This window comes from Kutzneria sp. CA-103260, assembly GCF_018263855.1.
Taxonomy (GTDB): domain Bacteria; phylum Actinomycetota; class Actinomycetes; order Mycobacteriales; family Pseudonocardiaceae; genus Kutzneria.
On the sequence record NZ_CP073318.1, the window covers coordinates 9,870,842 to 9,889,165 of the forward strand.

Sequence of the window (18,324 nt, forward strand, 5' to 3'; positions counted from 1 at the left end):
GGCCCGCCGGCTAGCTGATGGCGTGCACCGCGGCGTAGGCCATGGCGGCCAGCAGGTCGGCCATCTGGTCCCGGTCCAGGTGGGCGGAGTGCGGGGTGGAGTTGATCAACCCGAAGAGGGCGTGCGCGCCGGCCCGGGCCGCCGGCTCGCCGACCTCGGGACGGGCCCGGCGGATGGTGCTGACCCAGACCTCGACGTAGCGGCGCTGCAGGGTGCGCACGCGCTGGCGGTCGGCGTCGGCGAGGTTGCCGAGGTCCCGCTCCTGCACGGTGATCAGCGCCGGATTGTCCAGGGCGAAGTCGACCTGCCAGCGGATCAGCACCCGGATCGATTCGGCCGGGTCGGCGGCCTCGCGGACCCGGCTCTGGGCCCCGGCCAGCAGCACCTCGCTGATCGAGGTCAGCATCTCGCCGAGCACGGAGTCCTTGCTGCGGAAGTGCCGGTACAGGGCCGGGCCGGAGATGCCGACGGCGGCGCCGATGTCGTTGATGCCGACGCCGTGGAAGCCGTGCCGGGCGAACAGCTCCGCGGCGGCGGCGAGGATCTGCTGGCGCCGGGTCGGCGGCGCGGTCGGCTCGGCGAACGGCACCCGACCGATGGTAGTCGAGCGAGTTAACGAACGCTAACCGCGGTATCGAACGGGCGAGTGACCGGGCGGATTTCGTGCTCAAAAGGCGAATATGTCATCAACTATTGACGAAACTCTTCCGGCCGAAACCTTGTTGCTGCAACGATTATCCGGTCTCGGCACACCTCAACGGAGAGGCTCCCCTGCCATGCGCCTGTCTCGTGCCCTCCCCTGCCTCGCGGTCGCCGTCGCGGCCGCACTGTCCACAACGGCCGTCGCCCACGCGGCGCCGGCCGCAGTCAACTATGCCGCCGTCGGCGACTCCTACGCGTCCGGTGTCGGCACGCAGAGCTCGTACGACAACAGCTGCGACCGCAGCAGCAAGGGCTATCCGAGCCTGTGGGCGGCCGCGCACTCGGTGTCCGCATTCACCAACGTCGCCTGCTCCGGGGCGAAGACCGGGGATGTGATCAACAGTCAGGTCGGCTCGCTGAGCTCGGCCAACACCATGGTCACGGTGACCATCGGCGGCAACGACGCCGGCTTCAGCAGCGTCATGGAGTCCTGCATCGTCGGCGGCGACTCGGGCTGCAACACCGCGGTCAACAACGCCAAGAACTACGTCAACACGACCCTGCCCGGCCTGCTGGACAACGCCTACAACGCCATCAGCAGCCATGCTCCGAACGCGACGGTCTATGTGGTCGGCTACCCGCACTTCTACCAGCTCGGCGGCTCGTGCAGCGTGGGCCTGAGCGACACCGCCCGCGGCTACATCAACAGCGGCGCGGACACCCTGGACTCGGCCATCTCGGCCGCGGCCGGCCGGCACGGCTTCCAGTTCGTCGACGTCCGCTCGCGCTTCGACGGCCACGGCATCTGCTCGTCCACCTGGTGGCTGAACAGCGTGACCTGGCCGGTGGTCAACTCCTACCACCCGAACGCGAGCGGCTACAGCGGCGGCTACCTGCCGGCGCTGACCGCCGCGACCGGCTGAGTGACCTGACTGGACGAAGCTGTTAGCGACCGTTAACCTGGAGGTCGGGGTTAACGGTCGCTAACAGCTGAGGAGCGTCATGGTCGCGCCGGCACTGGCCAGCGCCGCGGATCCGACCGATCCGGGCTATCAGCGTAACGCCAAGGAGCATGCCGAGCTGGTCGCGCAGCTGCGGGCCACGCTGGCTGAGACCGCGCTGGGCGGCCCCGAGAAGTCGCGGATCCGGCATGTGGAACGCGGCAAGCTGCTGCCCCGGGACCGGGTGGACCACCTGCTCGACCCGGGCTCGCCGTTCCTGGAGCTGTCCCCGCTGGCCGCCGGCGGCATGTACGACGACCAGGCCCCGGCCGCCGGCATCATCACCGGCGTCGGCCGGGTCGAGGGCCGCGAGTGCGTGATCGTGGCCAACGACGCGACGGTCAAGGGCGGCACCTACTACCCGGTCACCGTCAAGAAGCACCTGCGCGCCCAGGAAGTGGCGCTGCACAACAATCTTCCGTGCCTGTACCTGGTGGACTCGGGCGGCGCGTTCCTGCCCCGGCAGGACGACGTGTTCCCGGACCGCGAGCACTTCGGCCGGATCTTCTACAACCAGGCCACCATGTCGGCTCGCGGCATCCCGCAGATCGCCGCCGTGCTGGGCTCGTGCACCGCGGGCGGCGCCTACGTGCCGGCGATGAGCGACGAGGCGATCATCGTGCGCGGCCAGGGCACGATCTTCCTGGGCGGCCCGCCGCTGGTGAAGGCGGCCACCGGCGAGATCGTCACGGCCGAGGAGCTGGGCGGCGGTGAGCTGCACTCGCGCACCTCGGGCGTCACCGACCACCTGGCCGATGACGACGCGCACGCGCTGCGCATCATGCGCCAGATCGTCAGCACCTTCGGGCCCCGGGTCCAGCGGCCATGGGAGGTCGAGCCGACCGAGGCGCCGGCGGTCGACCCCGACCAGCTCTACGGCGTGGTCCCGATCGACACCCGCACCCCGTACGACGTGCGCGAGGTCATCGCCCGGATCGTCGACGGCAGCCGGTTCGCCGAGTTCAAGGCCGAGTACGGCACGACCCTGGTCACCGGCTTCGCCCGGATCCACGGCCACCCGGTCGGCATCGTGGCCAACAACGGCATCCTGTTCGGCGAGTCCGCGGTCAAGGGCGCGCACTTCATCGAGCTGTGCGACCAGCGCGGCGTCCCGCTGGTGTTCCTGCAGAACATCTCCGGCTTCATGGTCGGCCGCGAGTACGAGGCGGCCGGCATCGCCAAGCACGGGGCCAAGATGGTCACCGCGGTGGCCTGCGCCCGGGTGCCCAAGTTCACCGTGGTCATCGGCGGCTCGTTCGGGGCCGGCAACTACTCGATGTGCGGCCGGGCCTACTCGCCGCGGTTCCTGTGGATGTGGCCCAACGCGCGGATCTCGGTGATGGGCGGCGAGCAGGCCGCGTCGGTGCTGGCCACCGTGCGCCGCGACCAGCTGGGCGATGACTGGTCCGTGCAGGACGAAGAGGCGTTCAAGCAGCCGATCCGGGACCAGTACGAGAGCCAGGGCAACCCGTACTACTCGACCGCCCGGCTGTGGGACGACGGCGTGATCGACCCCAAGGACACCCGGACCGTGCTCGGTCTGGCCCTGTCCGCCGCGGCCAACGAGCCGCTGCCTCCCGTCCGCTACGGCGTCTTCAGGATGTGACTGTGATGATGCTCGACCCTGCAAGCAGGTCTTCGATGTTCGACACAGTCCTGGTGGCCAACCGCGGCGAGATCGCCGTCCGCGTCACGCAGACGTTGCGGCGCATGGGAATTCGCAGCGTCGCCGTGCACAGCGACGCCGACGAGGGCGCCCGGCACGTGCACGAGGCCGATGTGGCCGTGCGCATCGGGCCGGCCGCTGCCCGGGAGAGCTACCTGTCGATCGAGCGGATCATCGACGCGGCGCTGAAGACCGGGGCGCAGGCCGTGCACCCCGGATATGGCTTCCTGGCTGAGAACGCCGCGTTCGCGCGGGCCTGCGCCGAGGCCGGGCTGGTGTTCGTAGGCCCGCCGCCGGCGGCGATCGACGCCATGGGCGACAAGATCCGGGCCAAGCAGACCGTGACCGCGGCCGGCGTTCCGGTGGTGCCGGGCGCGTTCGGCGCGGACATCGAGCACGCGGTGGCCGAGATCGGCTTTCCGGTGCTGCTCAAGCCGTCCGCCGGCGGTGGCGGCAAGGGCATGCGGCTGGTGCACTCGCTCGACGAACTCCCGGCGGCCATCGAGTCGGCCCAGCGCGAGGCGCGCAACTCCTTCGGCGACGACACGCTGCTGGCCGAGCGCTTCGTGCTGAACCCCCGGCACATCGAGATCCAGGTGCTGGCCGACGCCCACGGCACGGTGCTGCACCTGGGCGAGCGGGAATGCAGCCTGCAACGCCGGCACCAGAAGATCATCGAAGAGGCCCCGTCTCCACTGCTGGATGACGAAACCCGTGCGCGCATGGGGAAGTCCGCCGCCGACGCCGCCGCCTCGGTCGGCTACACCGGCGCCGGCACCGTCGAGTTCATTGTCTCCGCCGACCGGCCCGACGAGTTCTTCTTCATGGAGATGAACACGCGGCTGCAGGTCGAGCACCCGGTGACCGAGCTGGTGACCGGCGTAGACCTGGTCGAGCAGCAGCTGCGGGTCGCGGCGGGGGAGAAGCTTTCCCTTACCCAGGAAGACATCCGGTTGACCGGGCACGCCGTCGAGGCGCGCATCTACGCCGAGGACCCGGCCCACGGCTTCCTGCCCACCGGCGGCACTTTGCTGGCGTTGGAGGAACCGTCGGACCGGATTCGTATCGACTCCGGCGTTTTCGAGGGCTCGGTCGTCGGTAGCGACTACGACCCCATGCTGGCCAAGCACATCGCGTATGCGTCCACCCGCGACGATGCGCTGCGCAAGCTCCGGTCGGCCCTCGGCGACGTGACGGTTCTCGGTGTCACCACGAACATCCCGTTCCTGCGGGCGCTGCTGGCCGACGAGGACGTGGTCGCCGGCCGGCTCGACACCGGCCTGGTGGAGCGCAAGCTCGACGCCCTGGTGGCCAACCCGATGCCCGAGGACGTGCTCGTCGCGGCGGCCCTGGAGCGGGCCCTGGCGCTGGAGCCGCGCGGCGAGACCGTTGACCCGTGGGACATTCCCGGCGGGTGGCGGGTCGGCCAGCCGGCGTGGACGTCCTGGCTGGTCGGCGCGCCCGGCGACGAGCCGGTGCGAGTCCGGCTGCGCGGCCGGGCCGCCAGCGCGGAAGTTGTCGTCGGCGACGGCGAGCCGATCGCGGCCAGCGCCTGGCACGAGGGCAACCGCCTCTACGTGCGCAGCGGGGGCGTGACCAGGTCGTACCGGCACGCCCGGGACGGCGAGATCACCTGGATCGGCAACTGGCCGTTGCGGGAGCCGGAACAGCTGTCCCGCAAGGGTGGGGCCGGCGCGGCCGGCGGTGCGGTCAGCAGCCCGATGCCCGGCACGGTGCTGCTGCTCAAGGTCGCCGCCGGCGAACGGGTCACCGCCGGCCAGCCGCTGCTGGTCGTCGAGGCCATGAAGATGGAACACACGGTCGTCGCGCCCATCGACGGCGCGGTCGCGGAGCTTGCCGTGCACGCGGGCCAACAGGTTCGGCTGGGCCAGCAACTCGCGGTGGTTGCACCCCTACAGGAGTGACGGACATGGACACCAGGATCAGCCCCGAGCACGAGGCGTTGCGCAAGACCGTCGAGGATTTCGCCCGCCAGGAGGTCGCGCCGGTCATCGGCGACCTCTACGAGCGCGAGGAGTTCCCGTACGAGATCGTGGCCAAGATGGGCCGCATGGGCCTGTTCGGCCTGCCGTTCCCCGAGGAGCACGGCGGCATGGGCGGCGACTACTTCGCCCTCTGCCTGACCCTGGAGGAGCTGGCCCGGGTCGACTCCTCGGTCGCGGTCACGCTGGAGGCCGGCATCTCGCTCGGCGCGATGCCGATCTACCGGTTCGGCACCGAGGAGCAGAAGCGGCAGTGGCTGCCGAAGCTGACCTCCGGCGAGGCGCTGGCCGGTTTCGGCCTGACCGAGGCCGGCGGCGGCTCCGACGCCGGCGCCACCCGCACCACCGCCAAGCTGGACGGCGACAGCTGGGTGATCAACGGGTCCAAGTGCTTCATCACCAACTCGGGCACCGACATCACCGCCGCCGTCACGGTCACCGCCGTGACCGGGCAGAAGGCCGACGGCGGCAAGGAGATCTCCTCGATCATCGTGCCGTCCGGGACGCCCGGCTTCACGGTGTCCAAGAAGTACTCCAAGGTCGGCTGGAACTGCTCCGACACCCGGGAGCTGTCCTTCAGCGACGTCCGGGTGCCGGCCGAGAACCTGCTCGGCGAGCGCGGCCGCGGTTACGCCCAGTTCCTGCGCATCCTCGACGAGGGCCGGATCGCCATCGCCGCCCTCGGCGTCGGCCTGGCCCAGGGCTGCGTCGACGAGTGCCTGCGCTACGTGCGCGAGCGCGAGGCCTTCGGCCACAAGATCGGCACCTACCAGGCCATCCAGTTCAAGATCGCCGACATGGAGGCCCGGGTGCACACCGCCCGGCTGGCCTACTACCACGCCGCCGACAAGATGCTGCGCGGCGAGCCCTTCAAGCGCGAGGCCTCCATCGCCAAGCTGGCCTCGTCCAACGCGGCCATGGACAACTCCCGGGACGCGACCCAGATCTTCGGCGGCTACGGCTTCATGAACGAGTACCCGGTCGGGCGGTTCTACCGGGACGCCAAGATCCTGGAGATCGGCGAGGGCACCAGCGAGGTCCAGCGCATGCTGATCGCCCGCGAACTGGGCCTGTAGTCGATCGACTACAATTGGCAACACCCTAAGGGTTTCGGGCGACCGAAGCCGGGTACTACAGTGAGGTCACAACCGAACTCCCGCCGTGTTCCTCCCCCCTCGACATGGCGGGTTACCCCGACGCCCCCGCTCACCCCCGTGCGGGGGCGTCGGCCTTTTCCGGGCCGGTCACGCCACTGTTCAGCCGGCCAGCCGCATCCGTCCATCGGACATTCCGCGAGTAGCCAGCTGGCCAATCCGCGGCCGTTATTGCCCGGTCACGGCCTTTTCTGAAGCATTTTCATGATTGTTGCCGGCGGTGGTCTCGGCCTCGGGCAGGTCGTGCCGGCCCGAGATGAACTCCTGGAACCGGATCTTGGCCAGGATCAGCGGCTGCCGGTAGCGGGCCTCCCGCCGGATCGCGGTTGTCTGCTCCCACGAGCCGGGCCGGTAGCGCCAGCGGGCCCACGGCGAGTTCGGGCGGGCCAGCCGCATCGCGCCGATCTCGGCCAGCGGCGGCAGCAGCAGGCCAAGCAGCCCGGTCCAGATCTTGCCCTTGAGCAGGGCGACCACCGCGAACCCCAGGTCGATCAGCGCGATCAGCACGCCGGCCACGTGCGGCGGCAGGCCGAAGTCGGGCAGCAGGCCGTAGTCCAGTGGCTTGGCCCCGAGCAGCAACAGCCCGGTCACCCCGACGGCCAGGAACACCGCGTCCACCGACAGCCGGCCGGCGTGTGTCCAGTACACGTCCCGCAGGTGCAGGATGAGCGCGAACTCGTCGAGCACCAGCGCCGTGCCGACGCCGAACAGGGCCGCCGACCACAGCCGCCAGTCGCCGGCGTCGTCGGGCAGGGCCAGGCCGATCACGCCGCCGAGCATCATGGCCACGACGCCGAACACCACGTGGTGGATGTGCATGCCGCCGGGGGTCACGTTGCCCGGCCACCAGCGCACCTTGGCCCTGATCAGCCGCACGCTGATCCTGATCAGCACGAACGCGATGACCAGGCCGAGGAAGAAGTAGAGCAGCCGCTCGTGCCCGGGATCCCAGTGGCCCATGTCGCCCGACCACCCTTCGCCAAGTGGTTGTGACCGGAGGCTACGCCGAACGGGGCGGACCGGTTGCCGGTTTGCTCGGTCTCTGGGGGTTCGGGCACCGGTACTGGGGTACCCCGTGACGGACAGCACTGGCACGGGGATGCCGACTCAAGCGTTGTACGTGACAAAATCCACGAGGCATCTTGGGCGGCGCGGAGGTCGGGTTTTGCTGTACTGGTTCATGAAACGGGTGGCGGGACGGCTAGGACAGGCGGTCTACCGCCCCAACGTCGAGGGCCTGGAGAACATCCCGGCCACCGGTCCGGTGATGCTTGCGAGCAACCACCTGGCGTTCGTGGACAGCATCGTCATCCCCATGGTCGTGCCCCGTCGGGTGAACTTCCTGGCCAAGGCCGAGTACTTCGAGGGCAAGGGCGTGAAGGGCGCGCTGATGCGCGGCTTCTTCGGCGGCCTGGGGCACATCCCGGTGCAGCGCGGCAGCGGCCGCGCCGCGCGGGCGGCCCTGGACACCGCGGAGGAGGTGCTCAACAACGGGGGCGCGTTCGCCATCTACCCGGAGGGCACCCGCTCCCTGGACGGCCGCCTCTACCGCGGGCACGCCGGCGTGGCCCGGATCGCGCTGGCCACCGGCGCCCCGGTGGTGCCGGTCGGCCTGATCGGCACCGACAAGGTGCAGAAGAACGGCAAGGGCATGCCGCGCATCCGCCCGATGACCGTGCGCTTCGGCAAGCCGCTGGACTTCTCCCGCTACGAGGGCATGGGCGAGTCGACCATGATCCACCGCGCGGTCACCGACGAGATCATGTACGCCATCCTGGAGCTGACCGGCCAGGAATACGTGGACAGCTACCGCCCGCACCCAAAAGCAGCCTGAGGTAATCACCCGCATTACCTAGATGCTGGGAAAGGACCATTCCTCTCGTTGGATGAGAGGAATGGTCCTTTCCTGACGTCTGGGGGTTGACGGTCAGGAGGCGAGCAGGTACTGGGGGAGGTGGCGCTCCAGGTCGGTGAAGACGGCGGAGTTGTGCCGGTAGGCGATCCGCGACTCCTCGATGACCCGCTCCCGCTCCGCCTCGTCCCACGGCGCGGTGTTGAGCAGTTCGTGGTAGCGGGCCTTGAAGGCCTTGCGGTCGGGGATCTGGTCGAAGACGTAGAACCGGGTGCCGGCGTGGTCCACGATGCCGTGCTGGCGCTCGGTCACCGCGCCCACGGCCTGGCCGCCGGAGATGTCGCCGAGGTAGCGGGTGTAGTGGTGCGCGACGAAGCCGCCGGGCCAGTCGAACGCGACCTCGCGCAGGCGGTCGGTGTAGGCCACGGTGGCCGGGCCCGGCTCCACGATCGAGGCCCACTCGGGGCCGTACAGGTGAGCCAGGTCCTGTTCCAGCGCCGGCAGCCGGCGCAGCTCGGGGCTCGCGAACGGGCCGGCGACCGGGTCACCGGCCATGGCGTCGGCGGCCTCTTCGAGCACCTGGTAGATGAAGTAGTGCTGAGCCACGAGCGCGGCGAAGCCGGCGAGGCTGAGCCGCTGGTCGAACAGGACACGCACGAATTCGGCGCCGTTGGCGACCTGGTGGTCGGCCATCGTGCCGGCACGGAGAGCCGCGGAGAAGGTCACGTCCTCGAGTCTGGTGATGCCGACGCCGTGTCGTCAAGATTGTGACGACAAGTCGTCATAAACGGCCCCTACGCCGCGCAGCACGAACCGGACGGTCGACTCCACGGCGTGGTCCAGCTCGGCCCCGGACAGCTCGGCCACGGTCCGGCCGCTGATGCAGGCGGTGACCAGCCCGACCAGGGTCTCCACGTCGTCCTCGGGCAGCAGCCCCTCCCGCATCCCGGACACCAGGATGCCGCGCAGGATCAGCTCCAGCGCGCTGACGTGCTCGACCATGTGCCGGTAGCTCTGCTCGGACATCAGCGACCGCAGCGCGGTGCCGGGCGGCAGGTGGTTGCGGGCCACGTGGCGCAGCTGGCTGCGCACGTAGGTGGCCAGCCCGTCCACCGGATCCCGCACCCCGGCCAGCGCCGCCACCAGCTCGGCCATGTACTGCTCGGTGACGTGCTCGGCGTAGGCCAGCAGCAGGGTTTCCTTGTCGGGGAAGTAGTTGTACATCGCGGTGCGGCCCACCTCGGCGGCCGCGGCGATGTCGGCCAGCGAGATGGCGTCGAAGCCGCGTTGGTACATCAGTGTCGACAGCGCCGTGAAGATCCGCTCCCGGGTTCTCTCCCGGTGTTCGCCCAACGACCTGCCGGTGATCTTCGGCACGACCTCCAGGTTACGGGGTCATCGGGCAGGTCTGCGGCGACCGCCTCGCGCCCTTCGAGTCGAGCACCTGCACCTGGACGGTGTTTTCCTCCGACCGGTAGCCGGTGCTCGTGAACGCGGCGGCCACCGTGCAGACCACCTGGTCCACGGCGTGCTGGCTGATGGGCCCGCCGTCGGGCGTCTTGATGTAGACCTGGTAGACGTTGGACTCGCCCGACAGCATGTAGGCGCCAGCGCCGGTGGACGGCAGTTCGCTGGTCAGACCGCCGGCGGTCTCGGCCGCGGTGGGGCCGGCCATCAGCGCGTTCAGCGCATCCTGCACGCCCGGGTACGGGATGTTGTAGTACGTCGAGTCCTTCGACGGCGTCGGCGGCAGCGGGCGGCTCACCGCACGCAGCGAGCCGTGCTGCAACAGGTACACGATCAGGCTGGTCACGGTGCCGTGCGGCGCCTCCTGGCCGCGGATCACCGTGCTCGGCCGGATGCCGCAGGACACCACCATGGTCCCCACGATCGCGCCGGCCACCAGCAGCGCCAGCGTGCTGACCAGCCCGTTGCGCCTGGTCATGCCGGCTCCTCGCCGGCGACTCGGGGCAGGCGGAGGGTGAACACCGCGCCTCCTTCCGGACGGTTGGCCGCCTCCAGACTGCCATGCAGCTGGCCGGCGCTGTGCAGGCGCGCGTTCTCCCAGGCGATGGCCAGGCCGAGGCCGCTGCCCTCGGACCGGGTCCGGGCGAACTCGGCCTTGTAGAACCGGTCGAACACGTGCGGCAGCACCTCGGGGGCGAGACCGGGGCCGTTGTCCGCGACCCGCACCTCGACCCAGTTGTGGTCGGCCCACAGCCGCAGACCCACCGGCGGCGCGCCGTGCTTGAGGGCGTTGCCGACCAGGTTGGCCACGATCACGTCCAGCCGGCGCGGATCCAGCCGGGCGATCACACCGGCCGGCAGCTCGGCCTCGACCTTGCCCAGCCAGCCCCGGGCCCGCAGCGTCGCCGCGATCGCGGCGGCCACGTCGATGTCGTCCAGCGCCAGCTTGGCCGCGCCGGCGTCGAACCGGGACACCTCCATCAGGTCCTCGACCAGCCGGGTCAGCTTGCGGGTCTCCTGGCTGACCAGCCGGGCCGCCTGGCCGGCGTCGTCGCCGAGCTGCGGGGCCTCCTCGTCGAGCACGTCGGTGACGGCGGTCATCGCGGCCAGCGGCGTGCGTAGCTCGTGCGAGACGTCGGCGACGAAGCGCCGCGCGTCGGCCTCCATCCGACGCAGCTCGCCCACGTAGTGCTCCAGCGCGGCGGCGGTGTTGTTGAACGTACGGGACAGTTCGGCCATCTCGTCGTTGCCGCGGACGGTGAGCCGGGCCGACAGGTCGCCCTCGCCCAGCCGGCGGGCGGTCAGCCCGAGCTGGCGCACCGGGCGCAGCACGCCCCGAGCCGCCAGCAGGGCGACGATCAGCGCGAACAGCGCCGCCAGCGAGCCGTAGAGCCAGGCGCTGTTGGCCAGGTCCCGCACCGCGTTCTGCTGATCGGTCAGGTTGACCATGGCGTAGACCTCGAGGCCGGAGGCCTTCCAGGTGGCGTCGGTCTGCCAGGCCAGCATCGGGATGCCGATGATCATCTCGGGGGTGCCGTTGTGGTCGACACGCTGCCAGACAACCGAATTGCCGGTGCGCATCGCGTCGCGGATGTCGGGCGTGATGTCGGCCAGGGTCAGGCTGCTGTTGCGGGAGTGCATGTCCTGGTAGACGGCCAGCGAGGCGCCGCCGGCGGCGGCCGCGACGGAGTCCAGCACCTCCTGGCTGGGCGGCATCCGGTAGTGGGCGTAGGAGTTCACCCGGTCGATCATCGGCAGCACGATCGCGTTGGTGGCGTCGCTCTCGATCGTGCGACGGGCCGTGACATAGCTGGCGCCGGCGGCCGCGGCCGCGCTGATCGCCGCGATCAGCACGAAAGCCACGACCAGGCGTGGCCTCAGGCCCCACGCCACTCCCATGAACCGGCGCAGGCGACTCATACCGGTCCGAACCGGTAGCCGAAGCCGCGCACGGTCTGCACGTAGATCGGGTCGGCCGGGTTGTCCTCGATCTTGGACCGCAGCCGCTGCACGCACGCGTCGACCAGGCGGGAGTCGCCCAGGTAGTCGTGCTCCCAGACCGCCTCCAGCAGCTGCTGGCGGGTCAGCACCCGGCCCGGCGTGCCGGACAGCTCCAGCAGCAGCCGCAGCTCGGTCGGCGTGAGGCTGATCGGCCCGCCGTCCTTGCTGATCACCAGCGCCGCTCGGTCGATGACCAGTTTTCCGTGCTTCTCCTGCTCGGAGCGTTCGGCGCCAGTGCGCCGCAGCACCGCGCGGATGCGGGCGTCCAGCACCCGCGGCTGCACCGGCTTGACCACGTAGTCGTCGGCGCCGGCCTCCAGGCCGCCGACGATGTCGAAGTCGTCGCTGCGCGCGGTCAGCATGATGATCGGGATGTCGCCGGTGGCCCGGATCCGCCGGCACACCTCGAAGCCGTCGATGCCCGGCAGCATCAGGTCGAGCACCACGATGTCGGGCGCGTCGGCCCGCAGCCGGGTGAGACCTTCCTCACCGGACTCGGCGGCGTGGATCGTGTGACCCTGCCGGCGCAGGGCCAGTTGCAAGCCCTCGCGCACCGCGCGGTCATCCTCTATCAACAGCACCCTGGACACGATCGAAGATTATTCGGTTATGGTCGCGGGGACGCTGGTCGTCAGCCCCCGCGACGGGCTCTTGTAGCGAAACCATGACGTGTCCAGGACCAAGGAGTGACGTTCGTGCCACGCGTGGGCAAGCAGTTGTTGGCCGAGCAGGTGCCGGACCGTCGCCGGGACCACGCCTACCGCCACCTGACGGTCGTGGTCGCGACCCTGCTCCTGCCGCTGGCCGCGCTGGTCACCAGAGGCGGGCGGGTGCGTGAACGGGCCTGCGAGTGGGCGTTCCGGGTGCGGTACCCGTTCGAGGACCTCAGCGGGCTCACCCCCGGCACCCGGGCGGCGTTCATCGCCGCGCGCTACTCCGCGCTGTGGCACGACGCGCAGCTCATCGGCCTCACCTCCGGCCACCGAATGTACGCCGAGCAGCGGGAAATGTTCGATGAGGCGCTGCGCAGACACGGCTCGGTGTCGGCCGCCCGGCACTGGGTGCTGCCTCCCGAGGAGTCCTCACATGTGAGCGGTCGGGCCCTGGACATCCGGCCCACCGAGGGCGCCCGCTGGCTGGAGCACCACGGCGACCGCTTCGGCCTCTACCGCACATATGACAACGAATGGTGGCACTTCGAGTACTGGCCGGACTTCCGTGGCACCGGCCGTCAACCGCCGCGGCGTCCCACCCCAGGTCACTGAGTTCGGCTCACCTGCGGTAACGCCGATCGAGCCCGCTGGTTCAGCCGCCGGGCTGTGATCTTGTCGTCGGTCTCTGTGACAGTCCTGTGACACAGCCACCATGGGACGCGGACAACCGTCGGACATCGTTTGGGCCATGCAGCAAACGCAGCTCAGGTCCGTGCCCACCGCCTCCAAGCCGCTGACGCTGGAAGACCTCTACCGGCAGCACCGCGTGCGACTGCTCGGGCTGGCTCGCAAGCTGGTCGATGACATGGCCAGCGCCGAGGACGTCGTCCAGGACGCGTTCGCGGCCCTGCACCGCAACTGGGGCGGCCTGCGTGACGAGTCCGCGGCCGCGGCCTACCTGTCGGCGGCCGTGGTCAACGGCAGCCGGTCGATGCTCCGCCGCCGCAAGCGCGCCCGCGACTACGTGCCGCCGCACGAGGTGCCGGCCCGCTCGGCCGAGTCGCTGGCCATGCTGACCACCGACCAGCAGGCCGTGATGGACGCGTTGGCCCAGTTGGCGCCGCGGCAGCGCGAGGTGCTGGTGCTCCGCTACTACGGCGGCATGACCGAGGCCGAGATCGCCCGCGCCACCAGCATCTCGCAGGGCGCGGTGAAGTCCACGGCCAGCCGAGCCCTGGACAAGCTGGAGCGCCTGATGGCCGAGTACCGCCCGGCCCACTACCGCCAGTCAGCCTGACCCTCGCGAGTCCCGCTCTCAGACACACCAAATGCAGGTTTCGGACATCCCCGCGAGTCCCGCCCAGCGACACACCGAATGTCGGTTTCCAGCCGCCCGCTCTCGCCACATGTGGCGCACATTCGACTCCCAGCGCCACATGTGGACCACATGTGGCAGAAAAGCGGGGGGTGGGGCGGGCGGTGGGGTCAGGGCTTGCGGGCGACCATGGCGTATGTGCTGGACCGCTCCGGGTGGTCCTCCACCTCTTCGGGCGAGTCCGGGTGCCAGGACGGCAGGTACACCACCCCGGGCTCGACCAGCTCCAGGCCGTCGGCCAGGGAGCTGACCTGGGCCTGGTTGCGCGGGTAGAACGGGTTGTCGGTGCGGGTGTAGAGCCGCTCCACCTGCTTGCCCCGCTCCCCGACGTACTCGTGGGTGCCGTGGGACACGACGAGGTAGCTGCCGGACGCCGCGGCGTCGAGGTAGCCGCGCACGCTCTGACGGGCGTGCTCGTCGCTGTCGACGAAGTGCAGCACGGCGAACATCAGCACGGCGACGGGCTCGGTGAAGTCAAGCAGCCCGGCGACGGCGTCGGAGGCCAGCACGGACTCGTAGTCACGCATGTCGGCCAGCAGCACGGCGGCGTTCTGGTTGCCCTCCAGCATGACCTGGCTGTGGGCGACGGCGACGGGGTCCTTGTCCACGTACACGACCCGGCACCCGGGGGCGGCGGCCTGGGCGATCTCGTGCACGTTGCCGACGGTGGGAATGCCGGAGCCGAGGTCGAGGAACTGCCGGATGCCCCGGGCCACCAGGTGGCGCACGGAGCGCCGCAGGAAGGCCCGGTTGGTGCGCATGATCAGCGGCAGCTCGGGCATGGCCAGCATGGCCTGCTCGGCGAACTCGCGGTCGACGGCGAGGTTGTGGTAACCGCCGAGGTAGTAGTCGTAGACCCGGGCGGCGCTGGGCCGTTCCAGATCGACCTCGCCGGGCGCCCACGTCGGCCGCTCCATCTGCCCGCCTCCCGATGCTTACCTGACCGAGTGACACTAGTGCAGCATGGAGACGCCGATGGTGGTCAGCTCGCCGTGCACGAGCCCCGATTCGTACGCCTCGCGGCACGCCTGCCGGCGCACCTTGCCACTGGTGGTCTTGCGTACCAGACCGCTGAGCCCCAGCACCACCGTGGGCACCGCCAGCCGGTGATCGCCGTAGACGGCCCGCCGTACGGCCCGCACCACCTCGTCGGCCAGGGCCTCGCTGGGACGGCGTTGTCGCAGCTCAACGAACAGCACCAGGCGTTCGCCGGTGGGCTCGTCCTCCCCGGTGGTGACCGCGAACGCGGCGACGCCGCCGGCCCGGACCGCCGCGTGACAGCCGCGCACGCTGTCCTCGATGTCCTGGGGATAGTGGTTCAGGCCGTGCACGATGATCAGGTCCTTGAGCCGCCCGGTGACGAAGAGTTCCCCTTCGCGCAGAAATCCCAGGTCGCCGGTACGCAGGTACTCGGCCGACTCGTCGTCGGCCAGCGCGGCCCGGAACGTGGCCTGCGTCTCCGCCTGCAGCCCGTAGTAGCCCAGCGCCTTGCTCGGCCCGTCCACCCAGATCTCGCCGACCCGGCTGGGCGCGCATGGCAGCCGGGTTTCCGGGTTGACGATCAGCACGGTGGCGCCGGGCTTGGTCACCGCGCCGCAGCCGACGTACCGGGCGCTGCGGGCCACTGACCCCTCGGCGACCGGCACCACCCAGTTGCCGTCGAGGGCGTCCCGGTCGACGCGGAGCACCTGCCGCCCGCCCATGCTGATGCTGCCGGTGTGCTCGGCCAGTCCGTACGCGGGGTAGAACGCGTGCGGCGCCAACCCGGACACCGCGAACGCCTTCACGAAAGCGTCCACTGTGGAGGCTCGGATCGGCTCGGCCGCGCACATGGCCACCCGCAGCGCGGACAGGTCCCAGGCTGCGCGCTGCTGTTCGGTGGTCTTGCGCACGATCAGGTCGTAGGCGAAGTTCGGCGCGGCGGTGTGGGTGGCGCCGACCCGGGACAGCACGTCGAACCACACCGTCGGCCGGTGCAGGAAAGCCAAGGGGGACATCATGTACACGTGCCCGCTGCCGACCAGCGCGCCCAGCGTCATGGAGATCAGGCCCTGGTCGTGGAAGTGTGGCAGCCACGACACCGCGCGGGTGTCCGGCCCGCGCAGGTCGGTGTCGACCCGGTTCTGAGCCAGCTCGGCGTGCAGGTTCCGGTGCGAGAGCAGGACTCCGCGCGGGGAGCCGGTGGAGCCCGAGGTGTAGGTGAGCAGCGCCGGTTCGTCCAGTGTGGACGGTTGGTGCCACGAGGTCTCGCGCTCGGCCTCCGGCCGGTCCCGGTCGGTGCGGTACCACGGCACCGACGGCCAAGCCTGCCCGGCGCCGACCGTGGTGCGGATCCGGTCGTACGCGCCGTGGGTGAGCACCGCCCGCGCCCCGGAGCTGGCCGCGACCGCGCCGAAAGCCTCCAGATCGTGCCGCATGGTGAACGGGTTGGGCGGCGCCACCGGCACCGGCACCACGCCGGCGGCCAGGCAGCCGAGCAGGGCGATGGCGAAGTCCGGTGACGGCAGGTAGACCAGCAGGGCGCGGTCGCCGGCTTGCAGACCCCGGGCGGCCAACTCGGCCAGCACGCGGTCGGCCTGGTCGCCGAGCTGCCCGGCCGTCAACGTCGCGTCGTCCGTGCCGTCGTCCTTGACGTAGGTGACGATCGGCTGGTCCGGCCGCTCACGGCGGACCCGGTCGAAGGCGGCCGCCACCGTCTCAGGAGAGTCGATCCCCATCGTCATCGTGTCCACCGGCCCTCGTGGCCCGCTGCTGGTTGATGCGCGCTGGTTCCTACTCTGCCACGGTCAGCCCTTGATGCCGGTCTCGGCCACGCCACGGACCAGGAACCGCTGCAAGATCACGAAAACCAGCACCAGCGGCAGGATCGCGATGGCGGCGGCCACAAAAAGTTCATGGATGTTCACGTTCTGTGCGGTGAGGAACGTGGACATGGCCACCTGGACGGTCCACGCGTCCTCGTCCTGGCCGATCACCAGCGGCCAAAGGAAGGAGTTCCAGCTGCCGATGAACTGAATCACCGCGACGGCGGCGAAGAAGCCGCCGGAGTTGGGCACGACGATCCGCCAGAACGTGCCCCAGTAGCCGAGGCCGTCGATCCGCGCCGCCTCCTCCAGCTCACGCGGGAACGACAGGAAGTACTGCCGGAACATGAACGCGGTGAAGCCGGCGAACAGGCCCGGGATGACCAGGCCCCGCAGCGAGCTGACCCAGCCCAGCGAGGACACCAGCACGAAGCTGGGCACGAAGGTGACGGCGGCGGGCACCATCAGCGTGGCCACGATCAGGTAGAAGACCTTGTTCGCGTGCCGGTACGGGATGCGGGCCAGACCGTAGCCGCACAGCGAGCCCAGCAGCAGCTGGCCGGCGGTTTGCAGCACGGCGATCACCAGCGAGTTCCACAGCGCGTGGGCCATCGGCACGCTCGGGTCGGTGAACAGCTCGGTGATGTTCTCCCAGTGCAGGGAACTGGGGAACAGAGACCACTCCGGCGAGGTGATGTCGGCCTCTGTGGACAGTCCATTGCGGACGATCAGGTAGAACGGCAGCAGGAACACCAGCGCCGCCACGGTCAACGCGGCGTAGCGCAGGGTCGTGCCGACGACGCCGGGGCGCAGGCCGACCGGTCGGTTGTCCATCCTCACGCCTCCTGTCGTCCGAGGCCGAGCAGCCGGCCCTGCAACAGCGTCACCAGGGCGATCAGCAGGGCCAGGATCAGCGCGCCGGCGCTGCCGTGCCCGTAGTCCTGGGTCTGCCCGAGGGCCAGGTAGTACAGGTAGACCAGCGGCGGCCGGCCGAAGTCGGGATAGCCGCGGGCGGTGCCGAGCAGGTTGTAGAACTCGTCGAACGCCTGGTACGCCGCGATCAGGCTGAGCAGCAGCACCGCGATGGAGGTGGGCCGCAGCTGCGGGAAGGTGATGTGCCGGAACACCTGCCAGCCCGGCTTGGCCCCGTCCACGTAGGCCGCCTCGTACAGCGAGTCCGGGATGCGCTGCAGGCCGGCGATGAACAGGATCATGTAGAAGCCGACCTGCAGCCACAGCCGGGCGGTCACCAGCACCACCCAGTACCAGGGCGGGTCCGGATTGGACAGCCAGGCCACCGGGTCCTGGCCGAACCAGTCCAGCACGGTGTTGGCCAGCCCGAACCGGACGCCGCTGAACAGCGACAGCTTCCACACCATCGCCGCCACCACGTACGAGCAGGCGGTGGGCAGGAAGAACACCGAGCGGAAGAAGGCGCGGGCGAACCGGATCCGGTTCACCGCGACCGCCAGGCCCAGCGCCAGCGCGAAGGTCAGCGGCACGATGAACACCGCGAACACGCTGAAGGTCAGCAGGCTCTGGGCGAACGGCCCGGACAGCATGTCGGCGTAGTTCTGGAAGCCGACGAAGGTGTCCGGGGTGACCGTGCCCTGCGCGTCGAAGAAGCTGAGGTAGGCGCTCCAGCCGATCGGGATGTAGCTGAAGATCAGCAACCCGATGAGAAACGGGCCCACGAACAGCCAGAA

18 protein-coding genes are annotated in these 18,324 nt (G+C 70.1%); 7 read left to right on the forward strand and 11 right to left on the reverse strand.

The window, feature by feature from the left end; genetic code table 11:
• Positions 1-10: 10 nt before the first annotated feature.
• Positions 11-589 carry an SACE_7040 family transcriptional regulator gene (locus JJ691_RS44170; RefSeq protein ID WP_211765366.1) on the reverse strand — a complete coding sequence of 193 codons (579 nt, stop codon included), beginning with the start codon at positions 587-589 and terminating at the stop codon, positions 11-13.
• Between the two features lie 187 nt (positions 590-776).
• Here JJ691_RS44170 and JJ691_RS44175 point away from each other — a divergent pair, with 187 nt between their 5' ends.
• The 4 genes from JJ691_RS44175 to JJ691_RS44190 all read left to right on the forward strand — a co-directional run bounded on the left by JJ691_RS44175 (position 777) and on the right by JJ691_RS44190 (position 6,388).
• Positions 777-1,565, forward strand: a complete 789-nt coding sequence (locus tag JJ691_RS44175) for an SGNH/GDSL hydrolase family protein (protein WP_211765367.1) — start codon at positions 777-779, stop codon at positions 1,563-1,565.
• Between the two features lie 79 nt (positions 1,566-1,644).
• Positions 1,645-3,249: a carboxyl transferase domain-containing protein gene (locus JJ691_RS44180; protein WP_211765368.1), complete on the forward strand. Its 1,605-nt coding sequence runs from the start codon at positions 1,645-1,647 to the stop codon at positions 3,247-3,249.
• Positions 3,250-3,284: 35 nt separating this feature from the next.
• Positions 3,285-5,234, forward strand: coding sequence for an ATP-binding protein (locus tag JJ691_RS44185; protein WP_211765369.1), 1,950 nt, complete (start codon positions 3,285-3,287; stop codon positions 5,232-5,234).
• Between the two features lie 5 nt (positions 5,235-5,239).
• Positions 5,240-6,388, forward strand: coding sequence for an acyl-CoA dehydrogenase family protein (locus tag JJ691_RS44190; RefSeq protein ID WP_211765370.1), 1,149 nt, complete (start codon positions 5,240-5,242; stop codon positions 6,386-6,388).
• 246 nt (positions 6,389-6,634) lie between these two features.
• Here the strand turns inward: JJ691_RS44190 and JJ691_RS44195 are convergent, their stop codons facing one another.
• A complete protein-coding gene (locus tag JJ691_RS44195) occupies positions 6,635-7,426 on the reverse strand; it encodes a hypothetical protein (RefSeq protein WP_211765371.1) in 792 nt (263 codons plus the stop codon).
• A 205-nt stretch (positions 7,427-7,631) separates the two neighbouring features.
• Between JJ691_RS44195 and JJ691_RS44200 the strand changes: the two genes are divergently transcribed.
• Positions 7,632-8,300 carry a lysophospholipid acyltransferase family protein gene (locus JJ691_RS44200; RefSeq protein WP_211765372.1) on the forward strand — a complete coding sequence of 223 codons (669 nt, stop codon included), beginning with the start codon at positions 7,632-7,634 and terminating at the stop codon, positions 8,298-8,300.
• Positions 8,301-8,393: 93 nt separating this feature from the next.
• On the opposite strand, the gene JJ691_RS44205 is transcribed toward JJ691_RS44200, so the two are convergent.
• From JJ691_RS44205 to JJ691_RS44225, 5 genes are read right to left on the reverse strand one after another with little or no spacing between them, the layout of a single operon-like run.
• Positions 8,394-9,044, reverse strand: a complete 651-nt coding sequence (locus JJ691_RS44205) for a biliverdin-producing heme oxygenase (protein ID WP_249227415.1) — start codon at positions 9,042-9,044, stop codon at positions 8,394-8,396.
• A 33-nt stretch (positions 9,045-9,077) separates the two neighbouring features.
• Complete coding sequence (locus JJ691_RS44210; protein ID WP_211765373.1) at positions 9,078-9,695, reverse strand: TetR/AcrR family transcriptional regulator; 618 nt, start codon at positions 9,693-9,695, stop codon at positions 9,078-9,080.
• Positions 9,696-9,705: 10 nt separating this feature from the next.
• A complete protein-coding gene (locus JJ691_RS44215; protein WP_211765374.1) occupies positions 9,706-10,263 on the reverse strand; it encodes a hypothetical protein in 558 nt (185 codons plus the stop codon).
• Positions 10,260-11,705, reverse strand: coding sequence for a sensor histidine kinase (locus JJ691_RS44220; protein WP_249227416.1), 1,446 nt, complete (start codon positions 11,703-11,705; stop codon positions 10,260-10,262). The genes JJ691_RS44215 and JJ691_RS44220 overlap by 4 nt, the downstream gene beginning before the upstream one ends.
• Positions 11,702-12,376: a response regulator transcription factor gene (locus JJ691_RS44225; RefSeq protein ID WP_211765375.1), complete on the reverse strand. Its 675-nt coding sequence runs from the start codon at positions 12,374-12,376 to the stop codon at positions 11,702-11,704. The genes JJ691_RS44220 and JJ691_RS44225 overlap by 4 nt, the downstream gene beginning before the upstream one ends.
• A 105-nt stretch (positions 12,377-12,481) precedes the next feature.
• Here JJ691_RS44225 and JJ691_RS44230 point away from each other — a divergent pair, with 105 nt between their 5' ends.
• Positions 12,482-13,051, forward strand: coding sequence for a M15 family metallopeptidase (locus tag JJ691_RS44230; protein ID WP_249227417.1), 570 nt, complete (start codon positions 12,482-12,484; stop codon positions 13,049-13,051).
• Positions 13,052-13,187: 136 nt separating this feature from the next.
• A complete protein-coding gene (locus JJ691_RS44235; RefSeq protein ID WP_249227418.1) occupies positions 13,188-13,736 on the forward strand; it encodes an RNA polymerase sigma factor in 549 nt (182 codons plus the stop codon).
• A gap of 188 nt (positions 13,737-13,924) precedes the next feature.
• Here JJ691_RS44235 and JJ691_RS44240 read toward each other — a convergent pair whose 3' ends face one another.
• The 4 genes from JJ691_RS44240 to JJ691_RS44255 form a co-directional block, all read right to left on the reverse strand.
• The gene (locus JJ691_RS44240; RefSeq protein ID WP_211765377.1) at positions 13,925-14,731 is read right to left on the reverse strand and encodes an SAM-dependent methyltransferase; all 807 of its coding nucleotides are present in this window, start codon (positions 14,729-14,731) and stop codon (positions 13,925-13,927) included.
• 36 nt (positions 14,732-14,767) lie between these two features.
• A complete protein-coding gene (locus JJ691_RS44245) occupies positions 14,768-16,537 on the reverse strand; it encodes a fatty acyl-AMP ligase (RefSeq protein ID WP_211765378.1) in 1,770 nt (589 codons plus the stop codon).
• Positions 16,538-16,600: 63 nt separating this feature from the next.
• Positions 16,601-17,452, reverse strand: coding sequence for a carbohydrate ABC transporter permease (locus tag JJ691_RS44250; RefSeq protein ID WP_211765379.1), 852 nt, complete (start codon positions 17,450-17,452; stop codon positions 16,601-16,603).
• Positions 17,453-17,454: 2 nt separating this feature from the next.
• Positions 17,455-18,312 (reverse strand): carbohydrate ABC transporter permease, encoded by an 858-nt coding sequence (locus tag JJ691_RS44255; RefSeq protein ID WP_249227419.1) that lies wholly within the window; start codon positions 18,310-18,312, stop codon positions 17,455-17,457.
• Between the last annotated feature and the right edge of the window lie 12 nt (positions 18,313-18,324).

Coding starts and splice junctions, on each gene's coding strand:
- JJ691_RS44175 (WP_211765367.1), top strand. CDS start 777: ATGCGCCTGTCTCGTGCCCTCCCCTGCCTCGCGGTCGCCGTCGCGGCC.
- JJ691_RS44180 (WP_211765368.1), top strand. CDS start 1,645: ATGGTCGCGCCGGCACTGGCCAGCGCCGCGGATCCGACCGATCCGGGC.
- JJ691_RS44185 (WP_211765369.1), top strand. CDS start 3,285: ATGTTCGACACAGTCCTGGTGGCCAACCGCGGCGAGATCGCCGTCCGC.
- JJ691_RS44190 (WP_211765370.1), top strand. CDS start 5,240: ATGGACACCAGGATCAGCCCCGAGCACGAGGCGTTGCGCAAGACCGTC.
- JJ691_RS44195 (WP_211765371.1), bottom strand. CDS start 7,426: ATGGGCCACTGGGATCCCGGGCACGAGCGGCTGCTCTACTTCTTCCTC.
- JJ691_RS44215 (WP_211765374.1), bottom strand. CDS start 10,263: ATGACCAGGCGCAACGGGCTGGTCAGCACGCTGGCGCTGCTGGTGGCC.
- JJ691_RS44220 (WP_249227416.1), bottom strand. CDS start 11,705: ATGAGTCGCCTGCGCCGGTTCATGGGAGTGGCGTGGGGCCTGAGGCCA.
- JJ691_RS44235 (WP_249227418.1), top strand. CDS start 13,188: ATGCAGCAAACGCAGCTCAGGTCCGTGCCCACCGCCTCCAAGCCGCTG.
- JJ691_RS44240 (WP_211765377.1), bottom strand. CDS start 14,731: ATGGAGCGGCCGACGTGGGCGCCCGGCGAGGTCGATCTGGAACGGCCC.
- JJ691_RS44245 (WP_211765378.1), bottom strand. CDS start 16,537: ATGACGATGGGGATCGACTCTCCTGAGACGGTGGCGGCCGCCTTCGAC.
- JJ691_RS44250 (WP_211765379.1), bottom strand. CDS start 17,452: ATGGACAACCGACCGGTCGGCCTGCGCCCCGGCGTCGTCGGCACGACC.